At 63.6% G+C, this 21302-nt stretch carries 20 protein-coding genes; 13 read left to right on the top strand and 7 right to left on the bottom strand.

Annotated features, from left to right (window positions below; translation table 11 throughout):
• The first annotated feature begins 2 nt into the window (after positions 1-2).
• The gene (locus tag AC0L2V_RS13785; RefSeq protein WP_473520344.1) at positions 3-1289 is read left to right on the top strand and encodes a hypothetical protein; all 1287 of its coding nucleotides are present in this window, start codon (positions 3-5) and stop codon (positions 1287-1289) included.
• A 9-nt stretch (positions 1290-1298) separates the two neighbouring features.
• Here AC0L2V_RS13785 and AC0L2V_RS13780 read toward each other — a convergent pair whose 3' ends face one another.
• Positions 1299-2534 (bottom strand): GGDEF domain-containing protein, encoded by a 1236-nt coding sequence (locus AC0L2V_RS13780; protein WP_288142045.1) that lies wholly within the window; start codon positions 2532-2534, stop codon positions 1299-1301.
• 246 nt (positions 2535-2780) lie between these two features.
• Entirely contained in the window at positions 2781-4820 is a 2040-nt protein-coding gene (locus AC0L2V_RS13775) for a 4Fe-4S binding protein (RefSeq protein ID WP_473520343.1), read from the bottom strand.
• A 101-nt stretch (positions 4821-4921) separates the two neighbouring features.
• Here AC0L2V_RS13775 and AC0L2V_RS13770 point away from each other — a divergent pair, with 101 nt between their 5' ends.
• The 10 genes from AC0L2V_RS13770 to AC0L2V_RS13725 all read left to right on the top strand — a co-directional run bounded on the left by AC0L2V_RS13770 (position 4922) and on the right by AC0L2V_RS13725 (position 14042).
• Positions 4922-5659 (top strand): biotin/lipoate--protein ligase family protein, encoded by a 738-nt coding sequence (locus tag AC0L2V_RS13770; protein ID WP_156942557.1) that lies wholly within the window; start codon positions 4922-4924, stop codon positions 5657-5659.
• Positions 5650-6192, top strand: a complete 543-nt coding sequence (locus AC0L2V_RS13765) for a DUF6505 family protein (RefSeq protein ID WP_473520342.1) — start codon at positions 5650-5652, stop codon at positions 6190-6192. Before AC0L2V_RS13770 ends, AC0L2V_RS13765 begins: the two co-directional genes overlap by 10 nt.
• Positions 6189-7205 (top strand): DUF6352 family protein, encoded by a 1017-nt coding sequence (locus AC0L2V_RS13760; protein WP_091597660.1) that lies wholly within the window; start codon positions 6189-6191, stop codon positions 7203-7205. Before AC0L2V_RS13765 ends, AC0L2V_RS13760 begins: the two co-directional genes overlap by 4 nt.
• Positions 7206-7218: 13 nt before the next feature.
• Complete coding sequence (locus AC0L2V_RS13755) at positions 7219-7731, top strand: DUF3305 domain-containing protein (RefSeq protein WP_473520341.1); 513 nt, start codon at positions 7219-7221, stop codon at positions 7729-7731.
• A complete protein-coding gene (locus tag AC0L2V_RS13750) occupies positions 7728-8414 on the top strand; it encodes a DUF3306 domain-containing protein (protein WP_473520340.1) in 687 nt (228 codons plus the stop codon). Before AC0L2V_RS13755 ends, AC0L2V_RS13750 begins: the two co-directional genes overlap by 4 nt.
• Positions 8415-8528: 114 nt before the next feature.
• Complete coding sequence (locus AC0L2V_RS13745; protein WP_473520339.1) at positions 8529-9188, top strand: TorD/DmsD family molecular chaperone; 660 nt, start codon at positions 8529-8531, stop codon at positions 9186-9188.
• A 33-nt stretch (positions 9189-9221) separates the two neighbouring features.
• Positions 9222-9440 carry a formate dehydrogenase gene (locus AC0L2V_RS13740; RefSeq protein ID WP_292403870.1) on the top strand — a complete coding sequence of 73 codons (219 nt, stop codon included), beginning with the start codon at positions 9222-9224 and terminating at the stop codon, positions 9438-9440.
• 7 nt (positions 9441-9447) lie between these two features.
• Positions 9448-12360 (top strand): formate dehydrogenase subunit alpha, encoded by a 2913-nt coding sequence (locus AC0L2V_RS13735; protein WP_473520338.1) that lies wholly within the window; start codon positions 9448-9450, stop codon positions 12358-12360.
• Positions 12361-12375: 15 nt separating this feature from the next.
• Positions 12376-12972 (top strand): formate dehydrogenase FDH3 subunit beta, encoded by a 597-nt coding sequence (fdh3B, locus tag AC0L2V_RS13730; protein ID WP_027151217.1) that lies wholly within the window; start codon positions 12376-12378, stop codon positions 12970-12972.
• A gap of 53 nt (positions 12973-13025) precedes the next feature.
• Positions 13026-14042 (top strand): formate dehydrogenase subunit gamma, encoded by a 1017-nt coding sequence (locus AC0L2V_RS13725; protein ID WP_473511102.1) that lies wholly within the window; start codon positions 13026-13028, stop codon positions 14040-14042.
• Between the two features lie 144 nt (positions 14043-14186).
• Here AC0L2V_RS13725 and AC0L2V_RS13720 read toward each other — a convergent pair whose 3' ends face one another.
• Together AC0L2V_RS13720 and AC0L2V_RS13715 are read right to left on the bottom strand one after the other, a co-directional pair.
• A complete protein-coding gene (locus tag AC0L2V_RS13720) occupies positions 14187-14402 on the bottom strand; it encodes a hypothetical protein (protein WP_287171293.1) in 216 nt (71 codons plus the stop codon).
• 51 nt (positions 14403-14453) lie between these two features.
• Positions 14454-15143 carry a hypothetical protein gene (locus AC0L2V_RS13715; RefSeq protein WP_473511104.1) on the bottom strand — a complete coding sequence of 230 codons (690 nt, stop codon included), beginning with the start codon at positions 15141-15143 and terminating at the stop codon, positions 14454-14456.
• Between the two features lie 290 nt (positions 15144-15433).
• Here AC0L2V_RS13715 and AC0L2V_RS13710 point away from each other — a divergent pair, with 290 nt between their 5' ends.
• Both AC0L2V_RS13710 and AC0L2V_RS13705 read left to right on the top strand, forming a co-directional pair.
• A complete protein-coding gene (locus tag AC0L2V_RS13710) occupies positions 15434-16294 on the top strand; it encodes a helix-turn-helix domain-containing protein (protein ID WP_473520337.1) in 861 nt (286 codons plus the stop codon).
• 158 nt (positions 16295-16452) lie between these two features.
• Positions 16453-17667, top strand: a complete 1215-nt coding sequence (locus AC0L2V_RS13705; protein WP_473511108.1) for an aldo/keto reductase — start codon at positions 16453-16455, stop codon at positions 17665-17667.
• 290 nt (positions 17668-17957) lie between these two features.
• Here the strand turns inward: AC0L2V_RS13705 and AC0L2V_RS13700 are convergent, their stop codons facing one another.
• The 3 genes from AC0L2V_RS13700 to AC0L2V_RS13690 form a co-directional block, all read right to left on the bottom strand.
• Positions 17958-18518: a type II toxin-antitoxin system VapC family toxin gene (locus AC0L2V_RS13700; RefSeq protein ID WP_473511110.1), complete on the bottom strand. Its 561-nt coding sequence runs from the start codon at positions 18516-18518 to the stop codon at positions 17958-17960.
• Positions 18508-18792: a hypothetical protein gene (locus tag AC0L2V_RS13695; protein ID WP_091597632.1), complete on the bottom strand. Its 285-nt coding sequence runs from the start codon at positions 18790-18792 to the stop codon at positions 18508-18510. The genes AC0L2V_RS13700 and AC0L2V_RS13695 overlap by 11 nt, the downstream gene beginning before the upstream one ends.
• 203 nt (positions 18793-18995) lie before the next feature.
• On the bottom strand, positions 18996-21263 hold the full coding sequence (locus AC0L2V_RS13690) for a 2OG-Fe(II) oxygenase (RefSeq protein ID WP_473511111.1): 2268 nt from the start codon (positions 21261-21263) through the stop codon (positions 18996-18998).
• Between the last annotated feature and the right edge of the window lie 39 nt (positions 21264-21302).

Genomic DNA, 21302 nt, shown 5'->3' with positions numbered 1-21302 from the left:
CAATGCATAAGACGCTCGCAACAGCTTTGCTCGCTGCTGTTTTCCTCGCCGGCGCGACGGCACATGGTGCGGAACTGCGCGGGCATGGCGGTCCGGTGCGGGCGATTTCCGTGGCGCCGGACGAAAAGACGGTGGCAACCGGCAGTTTTGATACCAAGGCAATCATCTGGTCGCTTGAGACCGGCGAAGCACGCGACGTGCTGCTCTTTCATGAAGGTGAGGTAACTGCCGTCGCTGCATTGCCAAACGGGCGCTTTGCCAGCGCCGGTACGGATGGTCGCATCGCGATCTGGCAAATCGGTCGAGGCGAGCCGGCCCGCATCCTGGAGGGCCACACCGGGCCTGTCGCCGACCTCGAACTGTCACCCGACGGATCGATGCTGGCTTCGGCGTCCTGGGACACCACCGTCCGGCTCTGGCCGCTTGCCGGTGGGCCAGCGCGCGTCCTCGAAGGCCATCGTGCAAACGTCAATGCGCTCGCCTTCTTGGCGGACGCAACCCTCGTCAGCGCCGGCTATGACGCGACAGTCATCTTTTGGCCGAGCCAGGCTGGGGCGGCTCCGCTTCGGGCCATCATGCCGACGCCGCTCAACGCGCTAGCAAGAGCGTCCGGCGACCGCCTGTTCGTCGCAGGTGCTGACGGGCAGCTGCGGCTGCTCGACCGGCGCGGCAAAGTGCAGCTGGAAGTTCCGGTCTTGGGCAAACCGGTGATTGCTCTCGCCGCCACCCCAGACGCGAACTATCTCGCCGTCGCCGGCATCGGTGATGGAATCCTGTTGCTGGACGCCATCAGCCTCTCCACCATCCGCACGCTCGACACCTCCGGCGTGGCGGTATGGTCGCTTGCGTTCGCGGCTGGCGGCAAGACGCTTCTGGCTGGCGGCGCCGACCATCTGGTGCGGGAATGGAACGTCGAGACGGGCGAGCGCCTTGGAGCCGCTACAGCAGGCAGGACCGATCCGATGGCCAGATACGCAGGCAATCCGGACGCAGAAGTATTTCGCGCCTGCGTTGCCTGCCATACGCTCGACCCGAACGATGGCCATCGAGCCGGGCCGACGCTGCATGGCATTTTCGGGCGCAAGATAGCGTCCGTGCCGGGTTACCATTATTCGCCCGCTTTCCGGAAAATGGACATCGTCTGGACACCGAAAACCGTGTCAGAGCTGTTCGAGCTGGGTCCGAACGCCTACACCCCCGGCACCAAGATGCCTGAACAGACGATCAGCAATGCCGAGGATCGGGCAGCCCTGATCCGCTTTCTTCAGGCCGAGACACGCACCGACTGAACTTCGACATCACCGCATCGACCGAGCGCCCAAAAGGCTCGATGACTCCAGCCTGTGGAACACCGCCCGATTGCGGCCAGTCTGCTTGGCAACATAGAGTGCTTCATCGGCCTGGCGCTGGAGCTGCTCCGGCGAAATGGCCTGGTCCGGCGCCTGGACCGCCACGCCGATGCTGAGGGTGATATAGCGGGACACGCGGGATCCAGGGTTAGGAAGACGAGCAGCTTCCACACACTCGCGAATTCGCTCGGCTACAATGGCGGCCTCCTGCTCGTTCACACTTGGAAGCAGCACGAGAAATTCCTCACCGCCGTAGCGCGCAACATGATCGCGATCGCGCCTAACGTTCTCCCGGATCAAGCGGGCGACCTCGATGAGGCAACGATCGCCCTCGGCATGACCGAGACGATCGTTGAGCTTCTTGAAGTCGTCGATGTCGCACATCAGCATGGCGGCCCCGCCGGGGCATTTGCCGCCACCGCCCCAGACGTGGTCGAGCGTTTCCGTCATCCGGCGCCGATTGTCGACGCCGGTCAGCGGATCGGTTCTCGCCAGAAGCTCCAGCCGATCGTTCGCTTCTGCCAGTTCGGCAACCCTGTGTCGGTCTCGAAGCTCGAACAGAAAAGTCTTCTGAGCCAGAATTGTCATCGTACGCCGCGCGGCGACCGTAGCGAGAATGCCGCTGGCAAAAAACAACGTGGCAGCCACCGCATTGCCAATCTCAAGGCCCGGGTTCTGCACCTGGAAGACGAGATAGAGACCGAGAGCCAAAGCCGCGACCGTCACGGTCCATGCCTGAGGGACGCCGAAGATGATGATGGCGGTAATCGCTACGAACAGCATGATGTTCAAGTGCCGTTCGTAGAACTCGCCGCCGGCGCTTGCGCCGACCAATACGATCGACAACAGGATGAGGAACATGCCTGTGATCAGGGAACCCCCCTGGACCCAGGACGGGCGCCGTTTTCGCCAGACAAGGACCACGGCTGCAGCGACGGGAGGGATGATGGCGCCAGGCAAGAGCATGGATAGCGCGATCGACCTTGGAAGCATCACCAGGTTGAGCGCCAGCGTCAGGACATCCAGGAACGCCACCCATGTCATCCAGGCGCGGATGATCTTGGCCGTTTGCGACCAGACACGTGCCTGAAACAGGCGCTTGATCTCGCCTTTGAGCCGGATGTCGCGCGTGCGCTGCGCCAGAAGTCGCTCAACTTCCGCCGTGACGGCAGGATCGTCCTGCATGTCGAGGTGCGTTCGATCTACCAATCGACGGGCCCTGAGGCCCCCCTTTCCCATACATCCATTCGAGCCACCCGGTGGTCAGCCGAGCGGCAAGCATGTCACGCTATGCTGAAGATTTGATTGCTAAAACCGTTTATTTGCGTGTTGATTGCAACCCTCGAAACCGGCTCTCCGCTTGACGCCGGCAAGGCGGTGCACCCGACCTATGTCGAGGGGCAGTCCAAAGCGAGGGCTCAGACCGAGGGCTCAGACCGCCTTGTCGCTCGAGGCCTTGCGCTCCCGCAGATAGTCTTCAGTGGTTCGCGGCGGCGAGCGACCAGGGCCTGCATAAGGATCGAAGCCCTCATTCATCGCCGCATCGACGCGGCAATTGTCGCACATCCGTACAAGGTCGAGCCGCCGTGCGTTCTCGCCTGCAAACATCCAGTGTTTGCCTTCGAGCTTGGCGACGATCCGCTCGACGGTGCTCCTTGTGCCGAACGGCTTTGCGCAGCGGATGCAGTTGTACGGCTCCTCTTGCTTCACGACCCGGCTGCGAGCACCCCATGCCTGGAAATCTACCTGCGGCGTCAAGGTGATGACCTTCTCCGGGCAGGTCGCGGCGCAAAGGCCGCACTGCACGCAGGCGCTCTCGGAAAAATACAGGGCCGGCTGCTGTTCGCTGTCGGAAAGCGCCCCGGTTGGACAAGCCGAGACACAAGAGAGGCAGAGCGTGCAGCCTTCGACATTGACGTCCAGGCCGCCGAACGGAGCTGCAGCAGGCAACGCCACCCGGTCGACCGGCGTCGGCGCGGCTCGATGCAGCTCGAGCATGGTGCTCGTCAGCAAGCTGCGCTTCTTGCCGAGCGGCAGGAATGCCGCCGGGCGCCGCGACGCAACATCTGGAGTAATCAGGTCGAGCGCCGAGGCGAGGAGGTCGGGATCGTCCACTTCGATCAATCCGCAGACCTCCGCGCCATAACCGAGAGACCGGCTCAAAAGATTGGCGATTGCGACGTTTGCGGCAATTCCGGTAAGCTCATGCCTTGGCTTGGCCGACGACAGCGCCCTTACGGCGCAAGCGCCCCAGGCGACCGGCGCGGTCCACGCCTCGACCCCTAACTGGGTTATCTCGTTCACCGCGACCGGCAGGACATTTGCGGGCAGACCCGCGCCGAAGCGGGCAAGTGCGTCGATCAGCGGCTCGCCATGGCCGAGATCATGGAAAAGCACAATCGCATCCAGGCCGCCCGCCTCACGATAGGTGACAAGAAGCGTCCGCAGCCGCCGAAGCAGCGACTCGGCATCCGGCACGGCGTAGGCGGCAGCACCCGTGGGACATGCCGCCGCGCAGCTGCCGCAGCCGGCGCACACTTCCGCATCGATTGCGACGTGGTCGCCGGCAGGCGCTATCGCCCCTGTCGGGCACAGATCGAGGCACCGCGTGCAGCCGGTGATGCGCGATCTCGAATGGGCGCACAGATCGGCGGAGAAATCGATGAAGCGCGGCTTGTCGAACTCGCCAACCAAATCGGCTGCCGTTGCGATCGCAACGGCGACGGAGGCGCGATCGCCGGGATCGGCCTTCACGTAGCCGTCGCGCAATTCATGAGCAGGGAAAAGTGGAACCCCGCCGGAGAGATCAAGGATGATGTCGGCGTTCGAGACCGCTCCATCCCGCGATATCCCGAAGCCAAGCCGATCGCGCGAAGATGGATTGGGCGCCGCGAAATCGTCGACTGTCAATTCGAAGGCGCCAAGATGGCCGCGCGCTTGCCGGATCGTTCCCTGCATGACGGGAAAATCCCAGACCCGGTGCGGCGCGATATCGCGCGGACGGCTAAGCAACACAGTGACGTCCAGCTTTTCGGCGAGTTGCCGGCCCGCATCGATCGCCGTCGCGTCGCAGCCATAGACCAGGACGACACCATTGCTCGAAAGCGTAACGAGCGCGGGTGACGAAGCGGGTTCGGCCGCCATGGCGAGCAGAGCCGCCGCTTTCGGGCCGGCAGCAGCAGCATCCTGCGACCAGCCGCCCGTCTCGCGAATGTTTGCGAAAACCAGATCGCCTGCGAAACCGAGTTCCTCGGCGAGGTCGCCGAAAAGCGGCGCCTGTTGCGTGCAGCTGATGGTGACTGCTTCGCCGCCGCTCAGGGCGCTGCGCACCCGGTCGAGTTCCGCGCCACAGAACTGGTCCCCCGCCTCGACCCGTGCGCCCTTGCATCCGCGGGCGACGCTGGCGCCGAAGCGTGGCATGCTCCGCTCGCAGGAGCAGACAAGGACCGTGCGTCGTTTGTCCAGGCTCATTCCGACTCCCGTGGCATCTTCCTTGTCCACGCGGTAGCGCCTCTTGCTTGGAAGTATTATAAAGACATTACAGTCGCCGTCATCAAAATATGGATCGGCCTATGCGGCCCTCTGTCAGCGACATCCAACTGCCACCGCCTTACAGCCTCGTGCCGCTGAGAGAGGCCGGTGACGCCTTTGCGCACGCCTGCGCGATTGCGGCAGACGAAGGGGCAGGCACGCTTGCCTGGGTGCGCCGCTACGATCTGGCCGAATTCGCAGTGGTGCTCGAGCCTGAAGAGCCGCTGGAGGATGCGCGTCGCGCGATCTATGCCGGCATGAACGCACTTGCCGATGCGCTTGCGGTCCATGCTCCGCCGTCGCGGCCCATCACCTTCGACTGGCCCGACACTGTTCGCGTCGACGGGGTTCTCGTCGGCGGCGCCCGCCTGGGCTGGCCGGAAGGGGCACGGGAGAACGAAATCCCCGACTGGATCGTCTTCTCCGGCATGATCCGCACCGCCGTCATCCGCGCCGGCGAGCCCGGTCTGCGGCCGCTGCTTGGCGCGCTTGACGAACTCGGCTTCGTGGCGCTCGATGCCGGTGAGATCGTTGCGAGCTTCTCCCGCCATCTGATGGCCGCATTCCACGAATGGAGCGATACCGGCTTCGGTTCGATCGCCAGCCGCTGGCTCGACCGGCTGCCCCGAAAGGGCGATGAGCATGCAGAGCTTGCCGGCAACGGCGATCTGCTGATTTCCGACACGGCCTCTCACGGGCTTCGCGAGCGAAGAAGCCTGCCCGAGGCGCTTGCCAGGCCCTCGTGGCTCGATCCGATGACGGGCACGCCATGGCTTTGAAGCTGCCGCGAACGATCCGCCTCGATCCATCGGATACGTTTGTCTATTCGCGCGCTGCAGAACCGGGCGAATGGGCGGTGACCGGCACCTTCCTGTTCTTCGGCGCCGATGTGGCCAAGCTTTCCGGCAAGCAACGGCAGGCGTTCCGCGCCGGGTTCCTCGGCATTGATAGCTTCGGCTGGTCCACCCTCGTCGTGGTCACGGACGCGACCGTGCATGATCGCGCGGCGGCCGTCGATCGGCTGGCCGAGCAGCTTGTGGTGCGATGCGGTGCGCCGGACACCGAAACGGCGCGCGCCGCCGCCGAAGAGGAGATAGAATTCGCGCAATCGCTGTGCGACCACCCGCCAAACACGCTGATTGCGGTCAACCGCACCAGCGAACAGGCCGGCACCCGCGAGTGTTTCCGAACCCTGCATCGCAAGGCGAGCCGGCTGGAGCCGGCAACGGCATTCCGCTTTGTCGAAATCGACGGCGAGGAGGAGTCGACGGAAAAGTTCGATCTCCTAGCATTGGCCGGGAGGCAGAAGTGAAGGATTTCTGGGTTTCCTCAGGTCATCACCTTCTCGACAGGGATGAGGCCGGGCGCCTGCTGGTGACCGACTCCTTTCTGAAGGCATATTTTGCGCGGCCAGAGCTTCTCCCTCCCGAAACGGCCTGCCCGGCGGAGCTGCGCCTGCATCACGAGCTTTTGATGCATCATCCGCGCCGGCCGGTCGCGAAGCAGGAGATCGCCGCCCTGGAGGACCCGGATGCGCGCGAGAACTGGGAGTTCATGATCGCCTTTCGCGACCATGTGTTGGCCGCTCCCTCGCTCGAGGCCGCATATCTCGCGCTGGCGCGCGGCTCGGCCGAAACTATCCCGCCGCTGTTCATGAACCAGCTTGCGCAGGTCGTCCTGCGCAATGCGCTGGATGGTCAGCACGACGCCTGCGTCGTGCGAGCCGCGGAGCTGTTTTATCGGCCGCAACGGGTGACGTCTAACGAGGGCGCCGTGCTTCTCGCCGATGCCGAAACCATAGAGCTGCATGAACAGAACCGCCATGCCTCGCCACTCCTGAACATGCTTGGTGGCCCAGCCGTCACCGAACTGGAGATACTCGACGAGAACAATGCCGAGCGTTACTTCGCCAGGAGCGACGCTTTCGATATGGTGCTCAAGCTGGGCAGCGCGCGCAGTCCGACCCGGCGCGGCCTTGCCACAGCAATGGAGATCTGGGTTCGCCATCTACTTGCGGTGGACGTGGAGATCGAGCCGGTGGAGCGGATCGAGGACGAGGACTGGGCCTGGTTCGTCGGCCTCGACGCCGAAGCGACCCGCATCGGCAACACGCTCTGGGCCGGCGATGAACTTGACCCGGAGGCTGCACAGCGCGTGATTGCACTGTTCCGGCTCACCTTCTCCGACACAGGCGAAGTACTGCCGCAGGTGGGCGCCAGGCCCGTCTGGCTCATAATGGCCATGACCCCTGACCGAACGATCCGCATGAAGCCGCAGAACCTTGTCGCAGGCCTGCCGTTTCGCGCCCCAGGGACGGTGAACTAGGAGGATTGGTGCCATGGTGCGGGAGACGGCGGAAGTCGGGGTGATCGTCGAGCGACGGGCTCTGGACAACCCGTGGATCGACCATGTCTGGGTTCCCGTGGCCGTGCTGGCGGGCGCGCCGAGCGCGGCGCCATGGTCGGTGCTGCACGAATCAGACGGCGTGACGCGCTTCTATGCCGGAACTTTCAAGCTTGAGCTCTTCGGGTGCGACACGGGCATGTACCGGGACAACCTCCGTTCGGGGCGGCCTAGCCTGTGGATCGCGCTCCGGTCGAGCGATGCTCCACCCGGAGTTGTGCTGCACCTGGTGACCGCTGACCCTTTCGAGGGCGAGTCGCTGACCGAGGCTGGCCCCGACATCATCGAGGCCGTGCCGATGCCGATCGAGCTTCAGCAATGGCTGGCCGCCTTTGTCGAGACGCATCACGACGAGCGTCCTTTCATCAAGCGCAAGCGCGATCGGGCGGACCCTGATGCCCTGGCGAGGCGCGGTCCTCGTTCCGGAACGACGGATGATGCCGAATGAGCGCGGGACGCGACAATGTCTTCGCCCGCTGGTCGCGCCTGAAACAGGCGGCGCGTTACAGTTCGACTGCGGGGCCGCAGAACGATCAGCTTTCGCCTGACGAAGTTGCGGCGCCAGCCGATACTGGTGAGCAGCTTGCACCAGCAATTGTCGAGCCGGAGGCCGCCGAGCCCCTCCCTCGCCTCGAGGATCTGACCGCTCAAAGCGATCTCTCAGCCTTCCTGCGCAAAGGCGTGCCCAAAATGTTGAAGCGCGCCGCATTGCGCAAGATGTGGTCGCTCGATCCGGCAATTCGTGATCATATCGGGCCTTCCGAATATGCCTGGGACTTCAACAGCCCTGGATCCATGGCGGGATTCGGCCCCTTGAAAGCATCCAGCGAAGCTGTCGTGGATTTCCTGTCGAACGGCGGCAACCCGACCGATCCGGCACCCGCCGCCATGGCTTCGCAGGCGCCGGAGAAGGCGCCAGCGACCAGCGCCGTTTTGGCGGACGAGGGCGTGAACGCCTCAGCCGATGGGTCGGATTCTGTCACGCCGGACAGTTCGATCGAACCGGCAAACCCCGAATCTCCTTCGGCCGACGGCGCCGGGACCGCTATCGACCGCGACGAAGGCGCCGGCGCTGCGGAATCATCGCCGATCGATCGCCAGCGACGCCATGGCGGCGCCATGCCGCGCTGATCTGGATTTGTTGCCATTTTGGCACAGTCGCTGTTGCAATTGCCGGGCGGGGCACTAGTATTCACTTACCCACTCGTTGAGGGGCACGGTCGAGGTCAGTAGATGAACCCAGACTTGCGCCTGGAGGAGGCAATCGGCACGTCGTTCGGAGCTGACGCTCTGGTTCCCGGCGTAGAAGATGCTGACGTCAACGACGTGAACAGCGCACGCGCGGATGAGTACGCGCTGCTCGCCACGCTTCTCCTGGCCGCTCCGGATGCAAACCTCATGGCGCGGCTTTCCGGGTTGCGAGGCGACGCCGAGACCCCGCTCGGCAAGGCTCATGCTGCACTCGGCCAGGCCGCTTCTTCAGCCTCTCCGGTTGCCCTCAGTCGCGAGTATTTCGAGCTCTTCATCGGGGTCGGGCGCGGCGAACTCGTTCCCTACGCCTCCTACTACCTGACCGGCTTTCTCAACGAACGGCCGCTTGCCCGCCTGCGCGGGGACATGAGGCGCCTCGGCCTTGAACGCGCGGACGGTCATTTTGACCCGGAAGATCATCTCGGCACGCTGTTCGAGATCATGAGCGGCTTTGCCGCCACCCATTTCGTGGTTCCCGCCGGCGAGGAGCGGGACTTCTTTGAACGTCACATCGCGCCGTGGGCGAGCCGTTTCTTGGCCGATCTGGAAAACGCGGCCTCGGCCAGGTTTTACCGGGCAGTCGGCGCATTGGGGCGGATTTTCATCGACATCGAAGCCGAAGGCTTTGCCATGGAGGCGCGACCAAGCTCGTGACCTGATCGCGTCGACGCATAGGGAGGAAGGCAGATGCAGGAAAACAAACAGACGGCAATGAACCGCCGCAATTTCCTTCGCGCCTTCGGCGGCGCATCCACCACCGCCGTGGCCGCCGCCGCCGTGACGCTCACTCCAGGAGAGGCGCAAGCTTACGATCCCGGTGAGGAGGAGACGAGGGCTCGCTACCGCGAGACCGAGCACGTCAAGGCATTTTACCGTGTGAACGGTTATGAGACGTTGAAGAAATGAGGGCGCCATGCTGACCAAGCGCAAGAGCGGTCAGGCGAGCCGCACAAGATTGCACACATTGATGGGCACGGTCGCCTCCGCTCCCATCGACCGGCGAACCTTCCTTCGCCGCTCCGGTCTCGCGGCCGGCGGAATGGCTGCACTCGGGTCGTTCCATCTCGGCACCGTTCAGAAGGCGGCGGCCATAAGTCCGCCGCAGCCAGGCGTGCCTATAGAACTGAAGAAAAGCGTCTGCACCCATTGCGCGGTCGGCTGCACCGTTACCGCCGAAGTCCAGAACGGGGTTTGGACCGGTCAGGAGCCTTCGTGGGACAGCCCGATCAACCGCGGATCCCATTGCGCCAAGGGCGCAAGCGTACGCGAGCTCGTACACAGCGACCGCCGGCTGAAATACCCGATGAAGCTCACCGCAGGGCAGTGGGAGCGTGTCTCCTGGGACGACGCAATCAATGGGATTGGCGACAAACTGCTCGAGATCCGTGAAAAGTCCGGCCCGGAATCCGTCTACTGGATGGGGTCGGCCAAGTTTTCCAACGAAGGAACCTATCTCTTCCGCAAGCTCGCGGCGCTGTGGGGAACAAACAATCAGGACCACCAGGCCCGCATCTGTCATTCGACCACCGTCGCCGGCGTAGCCAACACCTGGGGCTACGGCGCGATGACGAACTCCTTCAACGATATTCGCAATTCGAAGACCATGATCATCATGGGCGGCAACCCGGCTGAGGCACATCCGATAGCGATGCAGCATCTGCTGGAAGGCAAGGAACTCAACCAGGCCAATCTGATCGTCATCGATCCCCGTTTTACGCGCACCGCCGCCCATGCGACCGAGTACGTCCGGTTCCGCTCCGGCACCGACATAGCGCTGTTGTGGGGCATGCTTTGGCACATCTTCGAGAACGGCTGGGAGGACAAGGAATTCATCGCGCAGCGCGTCTATGGGATGGATGAGGTCCGCAAGGAAGTCGCGAAATACACGCCGGAGGAGGTTGAGCAGATCACCGGCGTGCCTGGCGATCAGGCGAAGCGCGTCGCCGAGCTGTTCGCCACGCAGAAGCCGTCGACGATGATCTGGTGCATGGGCCAGACACACCACACGGTCGGCACCGCCAATACACGCGCAAGTTGCATACTGTGTCTCGCCACCGGCAATGTCGGCAAGCCGGGGACCGGCGCGAACATCTTCCGCGGCCATGACAACGTCCAGGGCGCGACGGATATCGGGCTCGATGTGGTCACCCTGCCCTTCTATTACGGGCTGACGGAAAGCGCCTGGAAGCACTGGTCGCGCGTTTGGGAGATCCCCTACGAGGACCTGCTGAGCCAGTTCGACTCGAAGGATGCCATGGAAACCCCGGGCATACCGCTGACGAGGTGGTTCGATTCCGTCTCGCTGCCCAAGGACAAGATAGCGCAGCGCGACAGCATGCGCGCCATGTTCATTCAGGGCCACGCCAGCAACAGTATCACCCGTATCCCGGATTCGATGAAAGGCCTGACAGGCCTGGAGCTGCTTGTCGTCGCCGATCCCCATCCCACCACCTGGGCATCGCTGGCGGTGGAGGCGGGGCGAAAGGACAACACTTATCTGTTGCCGGTCTGCACGCAATTCGAGACGTCAGGCTCGCGCGTCGCCTCAAATCGGGCCATCCAGTGGGGTGAGCAGATCGTGAAGCCGAGCTTCGAGCAGAAGGACGACTACCAGGTCATCTATCTGTTGTCGAAGAAGCTCGGGCTTGCCGACAAGATGTTCAAGAAGATAGCCGTCGAGGGCGACCGTCCGGTGCCGGAGGACGTGCTGCGCGAGATGAACCGCGGCAGCTGGTCGACGGGCTATTGCGGTCAGTCGCCAGAGCGGCTCAAGGCGCATATGAAGAACCAGCACAAGTTCGACCTGGTGACGATGCGGGCTCCGAAGGATGATCCCGAGGTCGGCGGCGACTATTACGGCCTGCCGTGGCCATGTTGGGGCAAGCCTGAGATCCGCCACCCGGGTACGGCCAATCTTTACAGCACCGGCCTGCATGTCATGGACGGCGGCAGCCCGTTCCGCGCCCGCTTCGGCGTCGAACGAAACGGCCAGACCCTATTGGCGGAAGGCTCCTACACGCAAGGCTCGGAACTCACCGACGGCTATCCGGAGTTCACCATGGCCGTGCTCAAGAAACTCGGCTGGGACAAGGATCTGACGGCGCAAGAACGCGCCGTGATCGAAAAGATCGGCGACGACATCAACAAGGTCTCGTGGTCGACGGATCTGTCAGGCGGGATCCAGCGCGTCGTGCTCAGCCATGGCTGCCATCCCTACGGCAACGGCAAAGCGCGCGCAGTAGCGTGGAACCTGCCCGACCCGGTACCCACCCATCGCGAGCCGATCTATTCGCCGAGGGTGGATCTGGTCGCAAAATATCCGACCTATCCCGACGCCACGCAGTTCCGGTTGCCGAACATAGGCTTCAGCGTGCAGCAGGCGGCGGTGGAAAAGGGCATCGCCGAGACGTTCCCGCTGATCCTGACCAGCGGCCGGCTCGTCGAATATGAGGGTGGCGGCGAGGAAACGCGGTCGAACAGATGGCTGGCCGAGTTGCAGCAGGAGATGTTCGTCGAGATCAACCCGGCCGACGCGTCCGAACGCGGCATCGGCGATGGGACCTGGGTTTGGGTCAATGGTGCGGAGAACAACGCGAAGGCGCGGGTGAAGGCGCTGGTCACGGAGCGCGTCGGCCGCGGCGTCGCGTTCATGCCCTTCCACTTCGGCGGCTGGTTCCAGGGCAAGGATCTCAGGGCCCACTATCCGCAGGGCACCGATCCATATGTTCTGGGAGAGAGCGTCAACAGCATCACCACCTACGGCTACGACCCGGTGACGGGCATGCAGGAGCCGAAGTGCACGCTCTGCCAAATCGTTGCGGCGTGAACGGGAGGAACAGAAATGGCCAGGATGAAATTCCTTTGCGACGCTGATCGTTGCATCGAGTGCAATGCCTGCGTCACCGCCTGCAAGAACGAGCACGACGTGCCATGGGGCATCAACCGGCGCCGCGTCGTCACCATCAATGACGGCAAGCCCGGCGAACGCTCCGTCTCGATGGCGTGCATGCATTGCACCGACGCGCCTTGCGCGGCGGTCTGTCCGGTCGACTGCTTCTACACCACGGCCGACGCGGTGGTGCTCCACTCCAAGGACCTGTGCATCGGGTGCGGCTATTGCTTCTACGCCTGCCCGTTCGGCGCCCCGCAATATCCGCGTGTCGGCAACTTCGGTTCGCGCGGCAAGATGGACAAATGCACCTTCTGCGCCGCGGGCCCGGAAGGTGATTCCACCGAAATTGAATATGCCAAGTACGGAGCCAACCGGCTGGCTGAAGGCAAGCTGCCGCTTTGCGCCGAAATGTGTTCAACCAAGTCGCTCCTGGCCGGCGACGGGGAGATCATCGCGGCGATCTACAAGGAGCGTGTGACGCAGCGTGGCTATGGTTCGGGAGCCTGGGGCTGGCAGACGGCCTATCGGGAAACAATCGACGTGTAGGAGGCAGTTGGGCTCGTCTCGCGCGCAACGGAGCTAGCAGGGAGGACGGAGAAATGCCGGACAACAGGCTTGGTCGACTGATTCCGCAGGCTATCGCGGCGTTCATGACGCTCACGCTGCTGGTCGCGGCGCCCGTGTACGCGCAAGCCCCATCCGGGAGCAACCCGACCGCTCAGGCGGTGAACGAACAGCAGCTTCTTGATGAGCTGCGGAAGATCGAGGGGCGCGTCACCCTGCCCAATACCGCCGCCGGCTTGCTCGAGCAACCGCAAGGCCGCGATTACCGCGGCTTCCACGAGGGCTGGCTGCCGTGGATCGGCGGCATCGCGATAACAGGAATTTTGCTGCTGCTGGCGCTGTTCTATGTCTACAGGGGCCGCATCCGTACACTGGCGCCCGAATCGAGCGTAAGGATTTTGCGCTTCGGTGCTCTGGAGCGGCTGACCCACTGGATGACTGCCACGGCGTTCATCATCCTGGCCATCACCGGCTTGAACTTTATCTTCGGCAAGCGTCTGTTGATGCCGCTGATCGGGGCCGATGCATTTTCAACCTGGTCGATCTGGGCGAAATATGCCCACGACTTCGTCTCCTGGGCGTTCATGCTCGGCATATTGGTCATGCTGGTGACATGGGCCTGGGACAACCTTCCCGATCGCCATGACGCGCATTGGCTCAAGGTCGGCGGCGGCTTTTTCGACAAATCCAACAGGACGCATCCGCCGGCCGGACGTTTCAACACCGGTCAGAAGCTCATCTTCTGGGCCGTCGTGCTCGGTGGAATTGCGCTTTCGGTATCCGGCATATTCATGCTGTTCCCGTTCGCATTCACCGACATAAACGGCATGCAGACGGCCCAGTATGTTCATGCGACTGTCGGCATAATCCTGATCGCTGTTATTATCGCTCACATCTATATCGGCACGCTCGGCATGGAAGGCGCCTATGAAGCAATGGGCTCGGGCACGGTCGATATCAACTGGGCGAAGGAGCATCATAGTCTTTGGGTCGAAAGACAGGAGGCCAAAGGTGCGATACCGCCGCGCTCGGCGGCCGAAGCGGCCGAATAATAGCTTCTGCGCACAATCGAAATGCCCGGGCCATTGGTCCGGGCATTTTCTTGGCGTGCTGGTAGGCTTCATTGCGCGAGCGTGCCTCGAAATCCACGCCAGCTAGCGCAGGCCTATATCCGGGCTAGCCCCCAATATCTCATACTACGAAGGCGTCTCCTCGCCCTCCGCGGCTGCGGTAGAGTTGTCGCCCGGTTCGCCCGTCCAGTTTTGACCGACCAGATTGTGCCCCGGATCGCCGACGCGAGTGCTCTCGCTGCTGTAGACCTGCCATGCTGGCTGTTGCTGCTGCGCGCTCAGAAGAAAATAGCCGGCCCCGATCGCAATCGCGATCGAAACGACAATTCCGGTCAAGATCATACCCATCCCGCCTTCTCCCTTTCACCTGCTCAAAGTTCCGCAGTCATGCACTCATTGTGGCGGTGGCGTCTGTGGCGGTGGCGTCTGCGGCGCTGGAGTCTGCGGCGCTGGATCCCGCCCCGTCACAGATGGATTGCCAGATCCCTGAGGGGCCGCACCGGACTTTTGCTGATACTGCAGGTCGAGTGCGGCCAGTGCAAGCAACGGCGGCGGCATGGCGACGCCGGCCACTCGCATTTCCCGCGCGGTCTTCTGGCATTGTGCAATGTCGTTGGCGGCGGCCAGTTCCTCCGCTTTCGCGGCATTGATCACGGAATCCTTGGGAGTGCTCGACGTATCGGAGGGAGGCACCGGCGCGGCCCTGCTTTCCTTCTGGGGCGCGTTCGTCGCCGATCCGCTGGCCACCTTCTCTTTGCTCGGTTGTGGAGCATCGCTGGCAACCCCAGCCTGCCCGGTAATTTTCTGCGCCGAGCCCGTCCCGGTCTCGGGCTTGGCGGGCGCGGCTGCGCTGGTGGAAGATGTGCCAGACTGCTGAGCCGGGGCAGCCGCGGTCGGGCTGGCCGCTTCGGCAGGCGCCTTCATGAAGGCGAGGAGCTCCTGGCAGAGATTTGCAGGCCCGCCTGCCTGCTGGGCAGCAGGCGTTGCAGCCGCTGGAGGCGCGGGCTCGGGGGCAGTGCTCGTCTGCGCCAGCGACGTCGACGCCGACAAGGCAACGATCCCTGCGAGAAGCATTTTTTTCATCGCCTTGCTCCTTCCGTGATGAAAATCACCCGCCTCGGCGACAACATAACGTCAGAGGTGCCAGAACGATCCATGGGATTGCGAGGCCTGCCTCGCAATTCGGCCATCACTGTCCTCGATGAGATGACTGACGACTACATGCGCGAGGCCAACGGAAAACCGATGGCAGTCGACATCGCGAGGGCGATCGGCCGCGGACGGAAAAATGCCGCAAATCAGCGGCGTACTTTAGCCGCGAAGCCGCTCAGGCGGCCGTTTTCGCCCACCACATCAGCGGGAAAAGCCGAAGGATGACCAGCCGCGCGCAACCCGAGATCATCCGCCGGGAAAGCAAGACCTTCCGTTTGGCGCATTGCCTTTTGCCGGCATGGCGCGACGGCGAGATCGAGTCGACGTCGGCGCCCGGGTCGATCGGCATGGCTTTCACCGGCCAGGCGGCTGCCGTTGTGCGCGTAGCCGATGGCACTGCAAGGCCACGGCCCGTGCCGCCTATGACAATCGGGCTTGGCGGCGACACGCCGATCGCCTGGTTGGAGACGGACTCTCCCTCCGACGTTCTGGAAATCACCGGGGCGACCGGGCTGCGCCGCGAGATGGCGCGGGACATGCGTGTCGAAGGCCACGCCGATCTCGATGACGTGCATGGCTGGCAGGACCCGATCATCCAGGCGGTGCAGACCAGACTGCGCGCCGCCCTGCGCGGGTGGATACCGATGTCGGACATGGAGGCCGAGACACTGGTTCGCGCCGCCTATGCCCAGGTGCTGCGGCGGCACTTCGGTGGACGCGATCTTATCTGGCGAACGCTTGACGCGCGGCGGCGTCAGCGTGTGGTGGAACTGGTGCTGGACACCGCCGACAAACCGCTGACCTTGGGAGATCTTGCCGAGGCGGCCGCACTCAGCCCGTTTCACTTCGCGCGCAGTTTTGCCAACACCTTCGGCATGCCGCCGCATCGCTTTGTAACTGCAAGTCGGCTGGATCGAGCGTTTCACGCTCTGCGGTCGACCCAGGCAACCGTGCCGCAGGCGGCTGCGGCTGCGGGGTTCTCGAACCTGCATCATTTTCGTCAACTGTTCCGGCGGCAGTACGGCGTGCCGCCATCGGACATAGGCAGGCAGGCGCGGGCTCAGTCCATCCGGCACCGATAGGGCTTCGGGCGACAGCTTCGCCTGAACCCGGCGATCCACGAAGTGAGCAAGAATCGACCCTGTCCGCGGCGCCGGCCGTGCCTATTTTCAGCAAACCACCCTTTGAGGCCGGCGACCGAACATCCGCGCCGGCCTCATGGCGAGCCAAGGATCGTGACATGACGAAATCTCACCGAGTCAACCAGTCTCCCTCAAACAACCAGTCTCCCTCGAACATTGACAACCCGCAGCGCCGGCAATTTCTGGCGTCGGCAGCTTGTCTCGGCGTTGCGCCCTGGCTGCTGTCTTCGCTTGGCGAAGCGGCGGCGCAAACGGCCAGCCCGCAACCCGCGAGCCAGCGCCGCAAGCTGGGCGCCCTCGAAGTGTTTCCCGTGGGGCTCGGATGCCAGTGGAAACCTGGCCCTGACGAGCGCACCGCCCAGGATTATTTCGGCAGCCGCATAGATCGCTCCGCCGCCGTTGCGCTTATCAGGCGCGCGGTAGACCAAGGCGTCACCCTCATCGATACGGCGGAAGTGTATGGACCCTTCATTTCGGAGGAGATCGTTGGCGATGCGCTGCAGGGGCTGCGCGAGACCGTCGTTCTGGAGAGTAAGTTCGGGTTCAACGTTGATCTTGAGACCGGCAAGATCGGAGAGGGCCGGAACAGCCGGCCCGAGCACATCAAGCGCGCCGTCGAAGGCAGCTTGCGCCGCCTGCGCACCGACCGCATCGACGTGCTTTACCAGCACCGCGTCGACCCGCTTGTGCCGATCGAAGACGTCGCCGGCGCGGTCAAGGATCTCGTCGCCGAGGGCAAGGTTTTGCATTTCGGGCTCTCGGAGCCGGGACTTGAGACCATCCGACGCGCACACGCGATTCTGCCGCTCGCCGCCATCCAGAACGAATATTCGATGGTCTGGCGTGGTCCCGAGGCCGACGTGCTGCCTCTGTGCGAGGAACTGGGTATCGGCTTCGTGAGCTGGGCTCCGCTGGGCTATGGTTTCCTGACCGGCACGATTACGGCAGAAACCCGCTTTGGCGACGACCCCGAGCGAGACTTTCGCGCCTGGGTTCCCCGCATGGCTGAGGATGCCTTGGCGGCCAACATGGCGCTCGTCGATGTCGTGCGGACGTGGGCGCAACGCAAGGAGGTCAAACCCGCCCAGCTGGCGCTGGCCTGGCTGCTGGCACAGAAGCCGTTCATCGTGCCGATCCCCGGTACAACGAAGGCCGCCCACCTCGACGAGAACATTGCGGCCGCTGCCATCACCTTTACGGAGGACGAGCTGCATCAGCTCAATGCTGACGTGGCTGCGGTCAAGATCGAAGGCGCTCGGCTTCCTCCTGCGGTTCTCGCAATGTCCGGCGTGGAGGCCCCACCCAAGGCTTAGTCCGGGTGACCGCCTGCTCAAGGTGAATGCACCTGAGTCGTGGGACATAGCGAATCTGAATTGGCCCCACTTCAAAGCGAAACTGACCATAAGTGGTTGATTCATGGACTTTGGTGGCCCGGAGGACGGAGGACGTGTTCACGGCACTGATTTCATTGTCTTTTTCCTGGGCCAGAATTGGAAATCTTCCCGTATTGTACTGCCCGGTTCCGCGGCTTGCCATGAAACCGCAAATTCTCGGGTACTTGTCGGTCGGCGACACATATCGCCACCCAATGGGCCCAAGCCGGCTACCCCTGCTCATAGAAAAGAACACGACCCGCTGGCAGAAGCTGATCGAAATAGTCGAAGTCGCGCACATTGCGTGTGAGAACAATCCAGCCGCGTTCCAGCGCCTGGAGATATAAGCTCGCATCGTTCAGCAGGCTCTCGCCGCGGGCAGCGCCTGACAGACACGTCACCAAGCCGGCCAGCATTCCGGCCTCGCCCATGGCGGTCTCCGATGGGGAAAAGAGCCGGTGGCCTGGTATGTCTTCGAGGGTACGCCGGATTTCGCGTAACACGGTCTTCGTGGCCGGGTGCGACGGATCGAGGCGGCCGAACAGGTGCGTCAGCTCAGCCAGGCAAACGGTGGAGTGATTGACGATCCGGGTCTCAAGCAGTTCGTCCACGCTTACGGGAGAACGCCCTTGGAGTACGTCGATATAGACGCAGCTATCGAGCAACAGCTCAAGGCCAGCTGAAATCGGCTTCCGAAGAATAGGCAGATCGGCGGCCGAGCGGCGTTGGATAGTATCTGTGCTGCGTTGCGGCTTGATCCGCCGCAGCGCACGGGACAGATCAAAACTCAAGGTCGATTTCTTTCGCGACCCGGCCCTTCCGGCGGACCACCTTCACCCCAAAGTCGTCCTCAAGCGCGACCTTCGCCAAGGCGTATTCCAGTAGTTCTGTATCGGTGGTAATGCCGGACTTTTCCTTGGCAGCCGCTATGAGGTCGCGTCGAATCCGACCGCCGATCCGGCCATTCTCGCCTTCAAGCAGCCCGAGCTGCCGCGCCGTATCAATGACCGTCCGCCGCCGCAGACTTGCCTGAATCGGTGGCGGCTGAGTTTCATGGGACGGCATCAAGGATCTCCTTGTTAGACAAAATAGCGATTCTGGCCAACAGATTCAAGACGCGGATGCGGACTGTTGATCCGCGCTCACCGCCGCGCCCGCAGCAGTTCGGACCGGTCTGAAACCTTCCCCTGAACACTGATCCGGAGCGGCCCTTCACCCTTGCGGCTGTCCTTCGGACTCTCCCGCCGCCAGGTTCTCGAGATCGTCCTTCATCCACCAAGCGCCGATACATGTTCCAGATCCTGCCGGCGCTGTTTGGCGCGTCGCTCGTAACTGGCCTGGTTCTTGGTCGCGATCAACGTGTGCGGGCTGCCGCGCCTTTCGGTGGCGAGGTCAAGGTCGCACACGGCGTTTCGGACGCTCTCCTCGACGTGGGTCCGCCGGTTCTGGGCCGCCCTCAGGCGCCATTGCTGTTGATGAGGGTCAATCAGAAATGCGCCGAGTGCGCGACAGTCGTCGCATGTGCATTTGAGCGGATTGGTTCGCGACCAGTCCCGCGGGGCCTCCAGCGGCAGCGCGATGCGACCGCGCAGATGGTCGAGAGCCGCCTCACGCAGCCGGCCGATGGCCGGCCATGCCCTGCTCTCCGCCCGCTTGGCGAAGGCCAGTGCCGCCGGGACGAGCACCGCGTCCGGCGTGTAGGTCCGGGGCCAGGCCAGCAGGTGCTCGATCGCGCGCGCTGCAAGCCCGGCGTCGATCTTGCTCGTCGCCGTCAGGAGATCGACGACGAAGCCAGGCAGTACGGACGCAGGTCGCGTCCAGGGGTCGAGCTTGGCACGCTTGGCCGGGTCACCCGGCAAGACGTCGATCAAAGCTGCGCCGATCTTCGCGGCGTCGCCAGCGGACTCGGTCGGCGCCGCTACGCAACGCATCAGCAAATCGGCGCAGGCGCCGAGGTGGGCCGCGGCATTGCGTCTGACGATCTCGACCAGCAAGTCCGTGGCCCGCGGTCGTGGAAGGAGCGCGGCGGCGCGCACGAGGGCGTCGTTATCGGACGCGGCGTAGTGGCCGTTGGCCGACAACTCCGCGACAAATTCGTCGATGCGCGCGGCATTGCTCAGCCGAACCTGCAAGTCGAGCATCCGACCGGCATCGGTATCGTCCTCCCTGCGCCATGTCTCACGGGACCAGGAGCGCAGCATGTGTCCCGAAAGCTCATCGCCCTCCCCCCACAACTGTCGCTTGGCGGCGGTGTCGCTCGTCTCCCAGCGCTTCGCCAGGTCTTCGAGATACGGCAGCGTCGCCCCGAGGCCGGCCTGGTTAAGCACCGCGAGCCGCCGCGCGCGCGGCCACAGCACCAGACCGGCGCGGCGATAGGTACGGTCGAAAGAGGCGCCCTCGTTGCCCGTCGCCTCGTGGAAATGCTGCTCGTCGGGCCTCAGATCTTCGAACGCATCGGGCGGACAGAGCTCCTCCTCATTGAATGGAAAGTCGTGAAACCCGACCTCGCCGCCGTCCGGACGCCGCCACGCCGACAGGGTCAGCGAGCTGTCGAAAACCTCCGCGACTTCGAATTCTTCATCGCCCTCGTCGTCTCGATCCCAGCGCCTGCGGCGATAATTGCCGGTGTGCACGGCGCTGCCGCTCTCCTCGATCGATACCAGGACAAGATGGAGATCGCACTCCGCCGCCGCTGCCGCCTCGATCAACACCGACGCCACGCCCGCATCGGCCCCCTTGAGGGTGTCGAACGACAGCTCCGCCGGCGTGTAGGCATGCTCGAGCGGCACGATCAACTTGTCGGGCTCGTCCTCCGAGCCGGCCCAGCCGCGCAGCAGGTCCGCGACGTGCGCCTCGACCGCGCGATAGTCGGGGGCCCGCAGTGTGCGTCTCTTGCCGAGGAAGCGCAAATTATAGACGAGGATCAGGCGATGTCTGATGATGACCGGGCGCACTTCATGCAAGCAGTCTGCATAGAAGGCGGCGTATCCGATTTCCGACGGATCTTCGGGGTGCAGATCGAACATCACCTCTCGACCCAGGTGCCGCACGACCAGCTCGCCGCCACGATGAGCAGAGGGAAGTACGATCACCAGGGTCGCGAACATGCCGGGCGTCTTTTCGGTGTCCCGGTGATTAAGGAAGAAGCTGCCGGCGTCATAGACGAGAAGCTTGTAGAACTCCGCCTCGACCGGCTCTTCGACGCCAAGGCCGCGGGCAGCGTCGGTTACGAGCTCGGCCAGCGTCGTCTCCCAACTACGCCCGCCGATCTGGATCCTGCGCGGGTCGATCTGCCAGGTTCTGCGCACGTCGCGATCGAGCACCGTCTCCTCGCCGCGTCCATGGGGTGCCGCATCGGCTACGGCGACCAGCCGTTCGGCCTGCGCCTCCGGAAGCGGGAAGGCGATCCTGCCCACGCTCTCCACGTCGATCGTCGGCATGAAGATTTCCCGCAGGCCACCGACGCAGAAGTCGCCGGGGCGCTCGACCGAGCGCAGGCAATCAGGCAGGGCGGCGGCGATCGACGAGATGGGCATCCCGACAGTCTGGAAATGAACACTATGGAAAACCTTACC

The organism is Mesorhizobium sp. WSM4814 (assembly GCF_055811595.1).
Note: the sequence above shows the minus strand (reverse complement) of the source record. Positions and strands in the feature narration are given on the sequence as shown.

Bases quoted from the DNA above. Each gene is read 5' to 3' on its own strand.
- AC0L2V_RS13785 (WP_473520344.1), top strand. From the start codon at position 3: ATGCATAAGACGCTCGCAACAGCTTTGCTCGCTGCTGTTTTCCTCGCC.
- AC0L2V_RS13780 (WP_288142045.1), bottom strand. From the start codon at position 2,534: ATGCAGGACGATCCTGCCGTCACGGCGGAAGTTGAGCGACTTCTGGCG.
- AC0L2V_RS13775 (WP_473520343.1), bottom strand. From the start codon at position 4,820: ATGAGCCTGGACAAACGACGCACGGTCCTTGTCTGCTCCTGCGAGCGG.
- AC0L2V_RS13770 (WP_156942557.1), top strand. From the start codon at position 4,922: ATGCGGCCCTCTGTCAGCGACATCCAACTGCCACCGCCTTACAGCCTC.
- AC0L2V_RS13765 (WP_473520342.1), top strand. From the start codon at position 5,650: ATGGCTTTGAAGCTGCCGCGAACGATCCGCCTCGATCCATCGGATACG.
- AC0L2V_RS13755 (WP_473520341.1), top strand. From the start codon at position 7,219: ATGGTGCGGGAGACGGCGGAAGTCGGGGTGATCGTCGAGCGACGGGCT.
- AC0L2V_RS13750 (WP_473520340.1), top strand. From the start codon at position 7,728: ATGAGCGCGGGACGCGACAATGTCTTCGCCCGCTGGTCGCGCCTGAAA.
- AC0L2V_RS13740 (WP_292403870.1), top strand. From the start codon at position 9,222: ATGCAGGAAAACAAACAGACGGCAATGAACCGCCGCAATTTCCTTCGC.
- AC0L2V_RS13735 (WP_473520338.1), top strand. From the start codon at position 9,448: ATGCTGACCAAGCGCAAGAGCGGTCAGGCGAGCCGCACAAGATTGCAC.
- fdh3B (WP_027151217.1), top strand. From the start codon at position 12,376: ATGGCCAGGATGAAATTCCTTTGCGACGCTGATCGTTGCATCGAGTGC.
- AC0L2V_RS13725 (WP_473511102.1), top strand. From the start codon at position 13,026: ATGCCGGACAACAGGCTTGGTCGACTGATTCCGCAGGCTATCGCGGCG.
- AC0L2V_RS13720 (WP_287171293.1), bottom strand. From the start codon at position 14,402: ATGATCTTGACCGGAATTGTCGTTTCGATCGCGATTGCGATCGGGGCC.
- AC0L2V_RS13715 (WP_473511104.1), bottom strand. From the start codon at position 15,143: ATGAAAAAAATGCTTCTCGCAGGGATCGTTGCCTTGTCGGCGTCGACG.
- AC0L2V_RS13710 (WP_473520337.1), top strand. From the start codon at position 15,434: ATGACCAGCCGCGCGCAACCCGAGATCATCCGCCGGGAAAGCAAGACC.
- AC0L2V_RS13705 (WP_473511108.1), top strand. From the start codon at position 16,453: ATGACGAAATCTCACCGAGTCAACCAGTCTCCCTCAAACAACCAGTCT.
- AC0L2V_RS13695 (WP_091597632.1), bottom strand. From the start codon at position 18,792: ATGCCGTCCCATGAAACTCAGCCGCCACCGATTCAGGCAAGTCTGCGG.
- AC0L2V_RS13690 (WP_473511111.1), bottom strand. From the start codon at position 21,263: ATGCCCATCTCGTCGATCGCCGCCGCCCTGCCTGATTGCCTGCGCTCG.